The sequence below is a fragment of the Aeromonas sp. BIGb0445 genome, assembly GCF_024809075.1.
Taxonomy (GTDB): domain Bacteria; phylum Pseudomonadota; class Gammaproteobacteria; order Enterobacterales; family Aeromonadaceae; genus Aeromonas; species Aeromonas rivuli.
The window spans coordinates 546,605-560,618 of sequence record NZ_JANUES010000002.1 but is presented as its reverse complement, the minus strand read 5'-3'; the positions used below and the strand labels follow the sequence as shown (position 1 = coordinate 560,618).

Genomic DNA, 14,014 nt, shown 5'->3' with positions numbered 1-14,014 from the left:
GTCAGTTTTTCGTTGGATGGTCGTCATTGCGGCCCATAAGGAGTCGGTATGGTCGGGGCTGAACCCGTCATCAAGAAACATCGCTGGTTATCACCGGTCTGGTTGCTGCCCTTCATCGCGCTCTTGCTGGCGGGGGGATTTCTCTATCAGCAGTATCAGAGCAGTGGTCAGCTCATCCGTGTCAACTTTGAGCAGGGCAACGGTATTTTGCCGGGCAAAACCCAACTGCGTTATCAAGGGGTCGCCATTGGCGTGGTGCAGGAGCTGGCCCTGGCCGAGGATGGCCGCAAGATAACGGTGCTTGCCAAAATCGACAGCCGGGCACGGGAGCTGATGCGCAAAGGCACCGGCTTCTGGCTGGTGAGCCCCAAGGCGTCACTGACCGAGATCTCGGGACTCGATACCCTGGTATCGGGTAATTACATCAATGTCATGCCGGGCAAGGAGAGCAATCCTCCCGATGACGAGTTCGATGCCCTCGACGGCCCTCCCCCGGGCTATCAGGCTCAGGGACGCACCCTGCACCTGAGCGCCGATTCCCTCGGTTCAGTCGGCATTGGTGCCAAGCTCTATTTCCGCGGTCTGGAAGTGGGCAGCGTCATCAATACCCGCCTCGATGAGGGAGACAAGCAGGTTGTGCTGGATGTGGTCATCGAGCCGCGCTTCGAGCACCTGATCAAGGCCGATACCCGTTTCTGGAACATCAGTGGCATCAAGGGCAACTTCAGCCTGGCTGGCGTCAGTGTCGAGGCGGGCAGCCTCTCCTCCATCCTGAGTGGCGGCATTGCCTTCGACTCCCCCTCGGACTCCCCCCAGGCTGAGCGCGGTCAGACCTTCAGCCTCTACAAGGGGCTGGCCGAGGCGGCCCGGGGCGAGCGCATCACCTTGTCGGTGGGCGATCTGCCGGTCAAAGAGGGGATGCCCATCCTCTATGAGGGAATAGAGATTGGCCGAGTCGATCCCATTCGTCTGACCGATCATGGTCGGGAAGTCAGCGCCCTGATAAGCCCGGAGCAGGCGTTTCGCATCACTCAGTCCAGCCGTCTGGTGTGGGAGAGCGTCAATCTGTCACTGGCAGGGCTTGAACATGGTGACCGCCTGCTGGCGGGCCCGGCCATCCGCCTCGATTATGTGGCAGGTCCCAGGGCCAGGACCTTGCTATTGAGCGCCGAGAAGGCGCCCAGTGGCCAGGCGCTGACCCTCAAAACCGACGACTTGTCCGGTCTGAGCGAAGGGGCTCCCGTCTGGTACAAAGGGTTGACGGTGGGCAACATTCGCACCCTCACCCTGGATGCCAGCGGCAATGCCCAAGTCAAACTGACCATAGAGGAGCCATACAAGGGGCTGCTCAATCGTGCCCGTTTCTACCGGGCCGCGCCCTTGCAGATCCAGGCCGATCTCAGTGGCATCAAGGTGGAGACCAGCCCAGCCGCCAGCTGGCTCGCCGGCGGTATCAAGCTGGTGCAGGCGAGTCAGGGACCGCGCATTGATCTGCTCTATCCGGATGAGCAACTGGCTCTGCTCGGCTCACCCAAGGCCAAGGCCAAGACCTGGTGGTTGACGGCCAGCCAGGCCGATGGCATCTCCCTCGGCACCCCTGTGCTCTATCTGGGCTTGCAGGCGGGCAAGGTGAGTCAGCTCAAGGTCCGTGAGGGCGAGGTGCGCATAGGCCTTGAGATAGACGCCATCTATGCCCCCCTCATCGGCAACCAGACCCAGTTCTGGAAAAAAGCGGCCATCGACACCCATATCGGCCTGGATGGCGTGCGGATCAAGGCGGGCAATTTGGCCACCCTGCTGCGTGGCGGCATAGAGTTTGCGAATTCTCCCGCAACCCGTGGCAATGGCCAGCTGTTTGAAGACAGGGAACAGGCTCAGGCCCTGGTGCGCCCTCTCGCCCTGATAGCCGATCGCAATCCCGGGCTCGGGGCTGGCTCCGTCATTCGCTATCGCGGGGTCAACATCGGCAAAATTGCCTCGGTCAAATTGGATCCGGCCCTGGGCAAGGTCATTTTCCAGGCTCAGCTCGAGGCACAATATGCCGACCGCTTCCTGCAATCTGGCGCCAGCTTTACCCTGGTGCAGGCCAAGTTGGGCTTTGGTGGCGTGGCCAATCTCGATACCCTGGTGAAGGGATCCTTTATCGAAGCGGCGCCAGGCCAGGGAGCGAGCAAGCAGAGCTTCCCCCTGAATGAGTCCCTGCAATCCGGCCTGATGTTGACCCTCAAGAGCCCGGCCCTCAATGGCTTGGCGGTTGGCAGCCCGCTGCTGTTTCGCAAGATGGTGGTCGGCAGCGTGAGCCAGGTGGCACTCGCCCCCGATGGTAGCGAGGTCAGGGTCAAGGTGCAGGTCGAGCCGGAATACGCCTATCTGGTGCGGGAAAACAGCCGTTTCTGGAATGTGTCCGGGGTCAAGGCCGACATAGGGCTGACCGGTGGCAGCATCCAGGTGGAGACCCTGCAGAGTCTGGTGGCGGGCGGCATTGCCTTCACGACCCCCGAGAAGAACGTGGGGGCTCGCGTGCGCAGCGGCCAGAGCTTCCCTCTCTATGAAAAGGCCGATGAAGAGTGGCTAGGCTGGAGCCCCCGCCTCCTGCCCTGATCGGCTATCAGGATCCAAGCCCGGCCCCAGTGCCGGGCTTTTTATTGGCGGTCTGCGGGTAGCCCTGATCGCCGAGGTGATGGCATCGCCGTCATGGCACTGCCGTTCGGTTGCAGCCACGACTTGTGCTATGATGTCGCCCCTGTTTTTGGGCCAGCGAGATGCCAAGTGCACGACAATACCCTACTTCCTGACGCGTTTTTGACTCACATTGCCGCCATCATGCCCGAACATCTCTCCATGGATGAGTTCGTGGCGAGCTGCCGCCGGCCACTGCGCCGCAGTATCCGGGTCAATACCCTCAAGATCACGGTAGATGCCTTCATGATCCGCATGCAGGGCCGTGGCTGGTTGCTCGATCCCGTCCCCTGGTGCGAGACAGGCTTCTGGCTGACCCGCCCCGATGAAGACACGGTGCCCCTGGGTAACACGGCCGAACACTTGCTCGGACTCTTCTATATCCAGGAGGCGAGCTCCATGTTGCCGGTAACGGCACTCTTTGCGGCGGCCGATGTGAAGGAGGCGGAGTTGCTACTCGACGCGGCGGCGGCCCCCGGCTCCAAGAGTACCCAAATATCGGCGCTGATGGAGAACCGGGGCATGTTGGTGGCCAATGAGTTTTCCAGCAGCCGGGTCAAGGTGCTGGCCGCCAATGTTCAGCGCTGCGGGGTGAGCAACATCGGGCTCAGCCACTTCGATGCCAAGGTATTCGGTCAGTGGTTGCCGGAGACCTTCGACGCCATCTTGCTCGATGCCCCCTGTTCGGGGGAAGGCACGGTGCGCAAGGACGATCAGGCGTTTCGCAATTGGAGTCTGGCCAGCATCAACGACATTGCCGAGGTGCAACGAACCCTGCTCGAGAGTGCCTTCCATGCCTTGAAACCAGGGGGCGTCATTGTCTACTCCACCTGTACCCTCAGCCATGAAGAGAATCAGGATATCTGCCATTTCATGGGCGAGCGCTTCGGGGATGCCCTGAGCGTTGAATCGCTGGCGGATCTTTTCCCCGGCGCAGAGCAGGCCACCACCGCCGAGGGGTACCTGCATGTCTGGCCACAAATATATGATAGTGAAGGATTTTTCGTTGCCAGATTGCGCAAGCATCACTCGGTCGCCAACCCCATGTTCAAGCCGGGTCGTCTGGGCAAGTTCCCGTTCACGCCCATGGACAGTCGGGATGCCGAGACCTTGATCGCCGAACTGGAGCGCGATTATGGCCTGATCCCACAGGGGAGCCTGTTCGTGCGTGATGACGAAATATGGCTGTTCCCCCTGCCCTTCGCTCCCCGGCTGATGAACAAGATCAGGCTGGATCGCATTGGCCTCAAGTTGGCGCAGACCCATAAGAAGGGATATCGACTGACTCACGAATGGGCCCTGGCCCAGGGACATCTGGCCAGCAAGGGGTGGGTCGAGCTCGACAGCGAACAGGCGCGGGAGTTCATGATGGGCCGGGATCTGCATCCGGATGGCGAGAGCGGCCAGGGTGAAGTGATCCTGAGGTATCAGGGTTATGCCCTGGGACTGGGCAAGTGGGTCGGCAGCCGTATCAAGAATGCCCTGCCCCGAGACCTGGTGCGTGACGCAAACCTGTTTGAGTCTTAAAAACCTACACACTGGTTGAAAGTTTTTCCAGATCTTGCAAAGCCATCTGCCTTGGCTACGCTTTATTTTATCTGCGACCAGTTAGCGCACGGCTCTGCAAAGAGCCAATTCCCCTATGCCAGGTACATGGAATTCGTACCTGGCTCTTTTTATTCTGCCCTTTGAGATCTGCCAATCACCCCGATGCTTATTTTTATCGTCCCTTCAAGCCGACTCGGGTTCACACTCGGCCAGCTCGACATGGGGCATCTCGGCCGACACGGGGGCTGACTCATGTTGATAGAGCAGATCGATCGCCTGCTCTATCAGTGAGGCTTGATTGTCTTCGAGGCGCGCACCGAGTTCGGCCAGCCTCTCCGCATGGCGTTGACTGATCCAGCATTGCAGGCGGCTATGGGTCTCCTGCTTTCGCTTCACATGTTGACGCTGACGCTGGGCATTATCCAGGGGCTCAGCCTGCTTATCTTGGTGATTCACTGGTGTGGTCATGGGTAGGTTTAAACTCCAAAAACGTAAATGTTATCTCTCACTTCCGGCTACTGCTTTCATGCGCTCCGGTGATCGTGCCAATGCATGGAGAGGCGTGGCTGGACCTCAATCCGGGAGCTGCAATCTCTTTGCCTGGGTCTCAGATAGTAAGGGCTATGGGGATCAGAAAAAAGTGCCGATGGAAAATGTGGGTTGCCCCATGGACTCCCCTGCCAGATGCCGTTACAACAATCTCACTATCACTGGTTATTTAACATAACAAATGGCGTCACGAAGTGACCATGTAAAGATTCAGAGCAACCCTTGCAGGGCATGATCAGAGAACTTGTTGGCATCGTCGAAGTACTCCTGCAGGGTGCGCATGTCCTTGTGCCTGGTGACCTCAATGATCTTGTTCATGGGTTTGCCCGCGGTCACGGCAGAGGTGATAAAACCCCGCCTCAGGCTGTGGCCACTGACATAGAGATCATCGATGGCCATGCCGGTACGCCGCTTGATCATCAGATTGATGCCTTGCGGACCCAGTGGTTCCTGCATGAGCTGCCCCCAGCGAGTCATGCGCCGAAACAGTGCTCCCTGCTGGATACCACTCATCACCAGCCAGTGGCGCAAAGCCCTGACGGGGCAATATTGCTGACCCGGGATCAAGGCTATCTCGGTTTCGTGCAACTGATGTTTGCTGGGTTTGAGCCGCAGCCTCACCCCCTGACCAACGAAATCGAGATCGTCAACCGCTACCCTGGCCGCTTCCGAACGGCGCAATGCCCCGCTGAACATCAGCAGCAGCAGGGTGTGATCCCGCAAACCGGCCAGGGTGGAGGTGTCGATGGAGTCCAGCACTTGTGCCAATGGTTGCAGGGTCAGGGCACCGGTTTTACGTTTCCGGGTATCCCCAAGCCGTACTATGCCACGCATCATCTCCTTGATTTCGCTGTGTTCGGTCGGCATGGGCTCTATCCCCTTCTGACGAAAAGCATACCGAATACCGGCCAGCCGTCGAACCAGGGTCGCGGGTTTTCTCGGTTCACCATTACGCAGTTCTCCCCTGCCCCGCTCCTTGTCGAGCCAGACCCAGTGCGCCAATACGCCATCAGCCTGATCCGCCAGGAAGTTCATGATGTCCAGATGCGTCGTGGCCAAGGGATCCAGCCCCTGCAACTGGCACCAGTACACGAAGATACGGGTGTCTGCCTGATAGGCGTTGAGGGTGGTTTCGGCCTTGGCGCTGCGCAGGAAGCGGCGTGCCCGACTGTTGAGCCGAGTATCGAAGACGGATTGTAATCCCTGGGGAGCTGCCGTTGGCAAAAGAGAAGAGGTCACTGATAACCATATGATTTCATGTGAAGTTTCAGGGATCTTACAGGATCTTCCAACATCATCAAGTATCGATAATGAATATTATCGATACTCATGGGAAGTGATTAATGAGGGCAACTCCATGGTATCACTCAGCCCCATTTCATCATTGATGCGACCACGAAGTGACCTTTGGTATATGCCCGTTTTCCCCCTGATGGTCAGGGCGATGGCAGCTATTGATATTGAATTGCGGGATAGTTCAACAGTAAGTGAGAGATAACGACCCGCTATTCGCTCTTCAATCTGTGACAATGTAGCTGGTATTTGAAGAAACAGGCCCCGATAGTTGGGGCCTGCTGGTCAGGCTTTTGCCAGGGAGAAAAGCGCGAAGAAGTTGCGACTGGTCACCTGGGCCAGTTCCAACAGGGGGATCTGGCGCAGGTCGGCAATAAACTGAGCCACCTCGACCACGAAGGCAGGTTCATTCTCCCTCCCCCTGTGCGGTACTGGCGCCAGATAGGGCGAATCCGTCTCGACCAATAACCGCTCAAGCGGCAGTGCCTTGACCACCTCTTGCAGAGCCGCCGCACTCTTGAAGGTCACTATCCCCGAGATGGAAATATAAAACCCCATGGCCATGGCGGCCTCGGCCATTTCAAGGGACTCGGTGAAACAGTGCAGTACGCCGCCCACCGAGTCGGCCCCCTCTTCGCGCATGATGCGCAACGTATCATCCTGGGCATCACGGGTATGGATGATCAGCGGTTTATTGAGGGCGCGCGCGACGCGAATGTGCTCCCGAAAAGAGGCTTGCTGCACCTCTTTGTTCTCAGGGCTGTAGAAGTAATCGAGCCCCGTCTCGCCGATAGCAACCACCCGGGGATCCCTGGCCTGCTCTAGCAGCAAGGGGCCGTCGACGCCGGGATCCTGATTGAGAGGGTGTACGCCGCAAGAGGCAAATACCTGTGGATAGGGTGCAATGGCTACCAACATGCCGGGAAATTGCTGCTGGGTCACGCTGACACACAGGAAGTACCCAACTTGGCGGGCCGCTGCCTTGGCCAGCACATCGGCCAAGTCAGTCTGCTTGCTGCCATAGCTCAACCTGTCCAGGTGGCAATGGGAATCTACGAGTAACATCAATACTTTCCTCTGTTCACAGCCAATGGCTGAGCCAGTTCATCAAATGTATGGTCGGGTTGGATAACTGCCCCGGTTGACAGGCCGCTTTGAGTTCGACCAGTCGCTGCTCGGCATCGAGCAACTGTTCGCTGGAGTGGCGCTCGGCAAGCTCGTGACTGAAGGTGGCCAGATCCGGCATCGCCAGCTGCTGATGGCCACAGCCCCCCTGAGTCTTGAGCGCATCACACAGCAGCAGCTGTAACCAGTGCAACCTGACCTGGGTATCTTGGCTCAACTGGCTGCAGAGCCCGCTTATTCTGGTCGGCTCCTGTACGAGCTGCACGAAGCCGCCGAGCAACTCCTGGCGCGCCTTGTCCTGATCCTGCTCCAGGTAATGGAGTACCCGCAGCGGGGCACCCTGGCAGATCCGCACCTGGGCCAGGGTCCCTTGATGACCTTGCTCGGCCAGCCAGTTGAGGGTGTCGGCTTCCGGGGGGATGTGGCAGACATGCTTGTGGCAACGGCTGCGAATGGTCGGCAGCAGGCGGGATACTTGCGAGGCAATCAACAGCAGCAAGCTGTCGCCGGCGGGTTCTTCCAGGGTTTTGAGCAAGGCATTGGCTGCCGCCTCCGTCATCCGCTCGGCGTCTGGAATGATCACCACCTTGCCATGACCCAATTGTGCGGAGCGCTGCAACCGTGCACTCAACTCCCGAACCGCATCCACCCCAATGGTCTTGCTCTCGCTCGGCAGGGCCCCCAGATCCGGGTGATTACCCTTGTCGATCAGTTGGCAGGAGTGACAATGATCGCAGGGTTCGCCCCCTTGGGGTTGATGACACAGATGCAAGCGGGCCAGCCGATCCGCCAGCTGCTCCTTGCCAAGCCCGGCATCCCCTTGCAGCAACCAGGCATGACCCAACCGGCCAGCCTCGGCGCTCTGGCTCAGCGCCCGCCAATGGGGGATCAGCCAGGGATACATAGACGGGCATCCAGGGCCGCCTCGATAGAGGCTTTTACCTTGTCCGGGGTCTGGCTGGCATCGATCACCAAGATGCTGGGATCCTCGGCGGCCAGTTCCAGATAGCGAGCCCGGGTGCGCTCGAAGAAACCGATCTGCTCCAGTTCGATGCGATCCAACTCGCCGCGATGGCGGGCTCGCTGCAGACCCAGAGCCGGATCTATGTCGAGGTAGAGGGTCAGGTCCGGCTTGAAGTCACCGAGGACCGCCTGCTTGATGGCCTTGATAAGGCTTGCCGCGATGCCGCGGCCCCCGCCCTGGTAAGCCTGGGAGGAGAGATCGTGCCTGTCTCCCACCACCCAGATGCCATCGGCCAGGGCCGGCTTGATGCGCGTCTCGACCAGTTGCACCCGGGAGGCATACATCAGCAGTAACTCAGCTTCGATGGTCAAGCGCTCGTCATGGATCTCTTTGACAATGGCCCGCATCCGTTCGGCCAGCGGCGTACCGCCAGGCTCGCGGGTAGATTCGATCTGCCCTGCTCCGTGGCGCTTGAGGTAGTCGGTCACATAGCGGACGGCGGAGCTCTTGCCCGCCCCTTCCAGACCTTCGATCACGATAAATTTGGACATCAGGATTTCTTCAAAATGTATTGGCGAACCGCTTGATTATGCTCTTCGAGGCTCTTGGAGAAGTAATGGGCGCCGCCCCCCTTGGCGACGAAATAGAGATAGTCGCTCGCCTTGGGATTGAGGGCCGCCTCGATGGAGGCCTTGCCCGGCATGGCAATGGGGGTCGGTGGCAGGCCATCGATCACATAGGTGTTATAAGGATTCACATCGGTGAGATCGCTGCGGCGAATGTTGCCGTCATAGCGATCCTTGACCCCGTAGATCACGGTCGGATCGGTCTGCAACTTCATGCCAAGACGCAGCCGGTTGACGAAGACGCCCGCTATCTCCGCCCGCTCTTCCGGCACCCCGGTCTCTTTTTCGATGATCGACGCCATGATCAAGGCCTCGTAAGGGGTCTTGTACGGCAGATTGGGCTGGCGTTTCTCCCAGGCATGTTGCAAGACAGCCTCCATGTCCTGGTGCGCGCGGCGCAGCACGGAGAGATCGCTGGCATGCACCGTATAGGCATAGGTTTCCGGCAGGAACCACCCCTCCAGTTTGCCATTGTCGATGCCGAGCTCATGGGCCAGCTCGGTCTCATCCTGCTCCAGGGTGACTCGTTCCAGATAGGGGGCGCTGGCGAGTTGCTTCTGCCAATCCTCGAAGCGGGAGCCTTCGACGAAGGTAAGGCTCAGGTGAAATTCTTTACCGGAGGCGAACAGGGAGAGGGTCTCCTTGAGGGACTCCCCTTCCTTGATTTCGTAGGTACCGGACTTGATGGCCACCAGTTCAGGGTGACCACGCAGCCAGAGCCGCAGTGCCCAGGGAGTGACCTCTCCCTCGGCCAGTTCGGTGATGAGACCGGCAGCATGGGAACCTTTCTCGACGGTATACAGCCTGGTTGGCCCCTTGTTGGCCAGGGTCTCCACCTGCTGCCATTTGTAATAGACGTAACCGCCAGCACATGCGGCGGTCAAGGCTGCTCCTGCGATCAGGGTGTAAAGCCGCTTAAACTTCAATTAGCAAACGCTCCTGTAAACGGCGCACTAACAGCGGTGCGCTGTACTCTTTATGTTCAATTCGGGTAATGGGGACCACGCCCATCAGGGTGTTGGTCAGCCAGACCTCTTCAGCCTGCCAGAGGGATTCCAGCGGTGCTTCGACAATGCGCAGTTCCACGCCCATCTTGCGCAGGGCCGCCATCACCAGGCGACGCATAATGCCATCGACCCCTCCATGACTGAGATCCGGTGTGAACACCGTCATGCCACGGCGCCAGAACAGATTGGCACTGACACCCTCAACCAGAAATCCCCGGCAATTCAATACTATTCCTTCGACCGCGCCTTGCTTGGCAAGTTCGCTCTTGAGCAACACTTGTTCCAGACGGTTGAGGGTCTTGAGCCCCGCCAGCATCGGACTGTCGCCGATCCGCTGCTGGCAGACGCCGATGGCGATCCCTTGCTGTTGCCAGCCTGCATAGTGGTCAGGATAGGGGGACAGCGAGAGGATACGGGTGGTCTGATGGCAATCGGTGCCATCGTAACCTCGCCCTCCTACACCCCGGGTCAACACTATCTTGGCGACCCCAAGGGCTTGATCGGCGATCAGGGTGTCGAGTTCTGCCGCAAGCTGGTGCCAATCAGGAGCTGTGATGGCGAGCCGTTCACAACCTTGCTGCAACCGGGCCAGGTGCTCGGGCCAGGCCAACGCCCTGCCCTCCCGGATCAGCAGAGTCGTAAAGTGACCATCCCCATAGGCCAGACCCCGATCCCGGGCCGATATTAACGTGTCGGACACACCATTGATGAGCAAGCGGGATCCCTCCGATAAAAAAGGCCCGATACGAAATCGTATCGGGCCTATTGAATATTGCCCTGGCGCGAATTATACGCGTTTGAAGATCAGGGAGCCATTAGTGCCGCCAAATCCAAAGGAATTGGACAAGGCGTACTCGAAGTTCCCCGCCTTGGCCACATGGGGCACCAGATCCAGATCGCACTCATCATCCGGGTTATCCAGATTGATGGTGGGCGGCGCAACCTGATCGCGCAGCGCCAGCACGGTAATGATGGCTTCGATGGCGCCCGCCGCACCCAGCAGATGACCCGTCATCGACTTGGTGGAGCTGATCATCAGCTGCTTGGCGTGTTCACCAAAGACCTGCTTCATGCCGCGCAGCTCGGCCACATCCCCCAAGGGAGTCGAAGTGCCGTGGGCATTGATATAACCGATCGCCTCTGGGGCTATGCCGGCATCCTTGATGGCATTGGTCATGGCGCGAGCGCCACCGTTGCCATCGGCAGGAGGAGCCGTCATGTGGTAGGCGTCACCACTCATGCCAAAACCAACCAGCTCGGCATACATCTTGGCGCCACGGGCCTTGGCATGTTCGTACTCTTCCAGCACCAGTACTCCAGCGCCATCACCCAGCACGAAACCATCGCGGTCCTTGTCCCAAGGGCGGCTCGCCTTCTGAGGTTCGTCATTGCGATTGGAGAGCGCCTTGGCCGCCGCAAAGCCACCCATCCCCATCGGGGTAGAGGCTTTCTCGGTACCGCCCACGACCATGACATCCGCATCGCCATAAGCAATCATCCGACCACCAAAACCGATGGCATGGGTGCCCGTGGTGCAGGCGGTGGTGATGGCAATATTGGGGCCACGCAATCCGCGCATGATGGAGAGATGACCGGACACCATATTGATGATGGTGGACGGCACGAAGAAGGGGCTCAGCTTGCGTGGGCCGCCAGCGATCAGGCTGTTGTGGTTCTGTTCGATAAGACCCAGGCCACCGATGCCAGAGCCGATGGCCACGCCAATGCGTTCGGCATTCTGCTCATTGACCTCGAGCCCCGCATCGTCCAGCGCCTGCATGCCGGCTGCGACACCGTACTGGATGAAGAGGTCCATCTTGCGCGCTTCTTTACGGTTGATGCCGTACTGTTCCGGATCGAACTCTTTGATGAGGCCTGCGAAACGGGTGGCGTAATCGGTAGCATCGAAGTGATCGATGAGGCTGATGCCACTTTGCCCTTGAAGCAGGGCTTGCCAGCTGGATTCGGCGGTGTTACCCACCGGGGAAAGCATCCCCAAGCCGGTCACCACGACTCTGCGTTTTGACACTGAGGTAGTCTCCGAGGTGTTTTTAGGAGGGTAGATATAAAAGAAGCGGCCCTTGGGCCGCTTCTTTTAGTTCAGGAACTTATTCCTGATTAGCGGTGATGTAATCGATAGCCGCTTGAACAGTGGTGATCTTCTCGGCTTCTTCATCCGGGATTTCGGTATCGAATTCTTCTTCCAGCGCCATTACCAGTTCAACGGTATCCAAAGAGTCAGCGCCCAGGTCGTCGACGAAGGAGGCAGCGTTCTTGACGTCGTCTTCTTTAACACCCAGTTGTTCGATGATGATTTTCTTTACGCGTTCTTCGATGTTGCTCATGACCTGAATTTTCCTTTAAAAATACGCTATTGCGTCTGGTTGGGGTAGTTTATGCAATTGACGTTAGTTTGCAAGTAGCTTGCTGCTGGTCAAACCACGAAAAGTGCCAAACTTCGGCGTATTATCGCAAATTTGAGCAGAACTGACGACAAATTGATTACACCATGTACATCCCGCCATTAACATGCAGGGTTTCGCCAGTGATATAAGCGGCGTCATCAGATGCCAAGAATACCACAGCGGCGGCAATTTCTTTCGGATCGCCCAAACGGGCGGCAGGCACCTGGCTCATGATACCGGCACGCTGTTCCTCATTGAGGGCACGGGTCATATCGGTCTCGATAAAACCGGGCGCCACGGCATTCACCGTGATACCACGGGAGCCCACTTCACGGGCAAGGGCCTTGGTAAAACCAACCAGGCCCGCCTTGGCGGCGGCATAGTTGACCTGACCGGCATTACCCATGGTGCCCACGACTGAACCAATGCTGATGATACGACCATAACGCTTTTTCATCATGGCACGCAGCACCGGCTTGCTCAGACGATAGAGGGAGGTGAGGTTGGTGTCGATGATCTCGCTCCACTCATCATCCTTCATTCGCATCAACAGGTTATCACGGGTGATACCGGCGTTGTTGATCAGGATATCGATGTCGCCAAAGCGCGCCTTGATGGCGGCAAAGACGGCCTCGATGGATTCGGGGCTGGTTACATCCAGCGCCAGACCGCAGCCATGCTCACCCAGGTAAGCACTGATGGCCTCGGCGCCGCGCTCGCTGGTCGCGGTCCCTACCACTTTCGCGCCACGGGCCACGAAGGTCTCGGCAATTGCGCGACCAATGCCACGACTGGCACCTGTCACCAACACAACCTTATCGGTAAAACTCATGCTCTACTCCTGTTTACTTGGACTGGGCCAGCGCCTGCTCGAATGAGGCAGCATCATTGGCATGAATGCCTTCTACGCGCTTGTCGATACGTTTGGCGAGGCCGGTCAGTACTTTGCCCGGACCCATTTCGATCTCGAGGGTGACACCATCGTTGGCCATCCGCTCGACCGTCTCGCTCCAACGCACCGGGCTGAACAGCTGACGCACCAGCGCCTGCTTGATGGCAGCCGGATCCTGTTCACAGGTAACGTCGACATTATTAATGACGGCGATACTTGGAACCTTGATCTCGATCCCATCTAGCGCCGCGGCCAGCTTTTCGGCAGCCGGTTTCATCAAGGCGCAGTGTGAAGGTACAGAGACGGGCAGCGGCAGTGCTCGCTTGGCGCCGGACTCTTTCATCAGAATATTGGCCCGTTCAACCGCCTCTTTGTGGCCGGCGATCACGACCTGGCCCGGGGAGTTGAAGTTGACCGGCGACACCACCTGACCCTGAGCGGCCAGTTCGCAGTTGGCGGCAATGGCCTCGTTATCCAGACCGATGATGGCCGCCATGGCGCCCGTCCCTTCCGGCACGGCTTCCTGCATGGCCAGGCCGCGCAGTTCAACCAGCTTGACCGCATCGGTGAAGCCCAGGGCGCCGCTGCACACCAGGGCGGAATACTCCCCCAGGCTGTGACCGGCCATGACGGAGGGGACTGCCCCACCCTGTTGCTGCCACAGGCGCCACAGCGCGACTGACGCCGTCAACAAGGCTGGCTGTGTCTTCCAGGTTTTGCCCAGCTCTTCGACCGGTCCCTGCAGGACCAGTTCGAGCAAGTCATAACCGAGTACCTGACTCGCCTCGGCGAAGGTCTCTTTGATTATTGCATGTTGCTCGGCCAGCTCGGCCAGCATGCCGACAGCCTGGGAGCCTTGTCCCGGGAAAGCGATGGCAAATTGGGTCATCATGAATTCCTTTACGCGAAAACATCAATCGGGCGCG

13 protein-coding genes are annotated in these 14,014 nt (G+C 58.7%); 2 read left to right on the top strand and 11 right to left on the bottom strand.

Annotated features, from left to right (window positions below):
• Positions 1-48: 48 nt before the first annotated feature.
• Together M2367_RS06165 and rsmF are read left to right on the top strand one after the other, a co-directional pair.
• Complete coding sequence (locus tag M2367_RS06165; protein WP_259236142.1) at positions 49-2,601, top strand: MlaD family protein; 2,553 nt, start codon at positions 49-51, stop codon at positions 2,599-2,601.
• 168 nt (positions 2,602-2,769) lie between these two features.
• Complete coding sequence (gene rsmF / locus M2367_RS06160; protein WP_259236141.1) at positions 2,770-4,206, top strand: 16S rRNA (cytosine(1407)-C(5))-methyltransferase RsmF; 1,437 nt, start codon at positions 2,770-2,772, stop codon at positions 4,204-4,206.
• Between the two features lie 204 nt (positions 4,207-4,410).
• Here rsmF and M2367_RS06155 read toward each other — a convergent pair whose 3' ends face one another.
• From M2367_RS06155 to fabD, 11 genes are all read right to left on the bottom strand, one after another.
• Entirely contained in the window at positions 4,411-4,695 is a 285-nt protein-coding gene (locus M2367_RS06155) for a RepB family protein (protein ID WP_259236140.1), read from the bottom strand.
• A gap of 291 nt (positions 4,696-4,986) precedes the next feature.
• The gene (locus tag M2367_RS06150; RefSeq protein ID WP_259236224.1) at positions 4,987-5,928 is read right to left on the bottom strand and encodes a site-specific integrase; all 942 of its coding nucleotides are present in this window, start codon (positions 5,926-5,928) and stop codon (positions 4,987-4,989) included.
• Positions 5,929-6,354: 426 nt separating this feature from the next.
• Positions 6,355-7,134, bottom strand: a complete 780-nt coding sequence (locus tag M2367_RS06145; protein WP_259236139.1) for a TatD family hydrolase — start codon at positions 7,132-7,134, stop codon at positions 6,355-6,357.
• Positions 7,135-7,150: 16 nt separating this feature from the next.
• Complete coding sequence (holB, locus tag M2367_RS06140; protein WP_259236138.1) at positions 7,151-8,098, bottom strand: DNA polymerase III subunit delta'; 948 nt, start codon at positions 8,096-8,098, stop codon at positions 7,151-7,153.
• Entirely contained in the window at positions 8,083-8,709 is a 627-nt protein-coding gene (gene tmk, locus M2367_RS06135; protein WP_042042485.1) for a dTMP kinase, read from the bottom strand. The genes holB and tmk overlap by 16 nt, the downstream gene beginning before the upstream one ends.
• A complete protein-coding gene (gene mltG, locus M2367_RS06130) occupies positions 8,709-9,710 on the bottom strand; it encodes an endolytic transglycosylase MltG (protein WP_259236137.1) in 1,002 nt (333 codons plus the stop codon). Before mltG ends, tmk begins: the two co-directional genes overlap by 1 nt.
• The gene (gene pabC / locus M2367_RS06125; protein ID WP_224430432.1) at positions 9,700-10,506 is read right to left on the bottom strand and encodes an aminodeoxychorismate lyase; all 807 of its coding nucleotides are present in this window, start codon (positions 10,504-10,506) and stop codon (positions 9,700-9,702) included. Before pabC ends, mltG begins: the two co-directional genes overlap by 11 nt.
• Before the next feature lie 72 nt (positions 10,507-10,578).
• The gene (gene fabF / locus M2367_RS06120) at positions 10,579-11,820 is read right to left on the bottom strand and encodes a beta-ketoacyl-ACP synthase II (RefSeq protein ID WP_259236136.1); all 1,242 of its coding nucleotides are present in this window, start codon (positions 11,818-11,820) and stop codon (positions 10,579-10,581) included.
• Positions 11,821-11,899: 79 nt separating this feature from the next.
• Complete coding sequence (gene acpP, locus M2367_RS06115; RefSeq protein WP_042042492.1) at positions 11,900-12,136, bottom strand: acyl carrier protein; 237 nt, start codon at positions 12,134-12,136, stop codon at positions 11,900-11,902.
• A 157-nt stretch (positions 12,137-12,293) separates the two neighbouring features.
• Positions 12,294-13,028 (bottom strand): 3-oxoacyl-ACP reductase FabG, encoded by a 735-nt coding sequence (gene fabG / locus M2367_RS06110; protein WP_042042493.1) that lies wholly within the window; start codon positions 13,026-13,028, stop codon positions 12,294-12,296.
• Positions 13,029-13,041: 13 nt separating this feature from the next.
• The gene (gene fabD, locus M2367_RS06105; RefSeq protein ID WP_259236223.1) at positions 13,042-13,977 is read right to left on the bottom strand and encodes an ACP S-malonyltransferase; all 936 of its coding nucleotides are present in this window, start codon (positions 13,975-13,977) and stop codon (positions 13,042-13,044) included.
• Between the last annotated feature and the right edge of the window lie 37 nt (positions 13,978-14,014).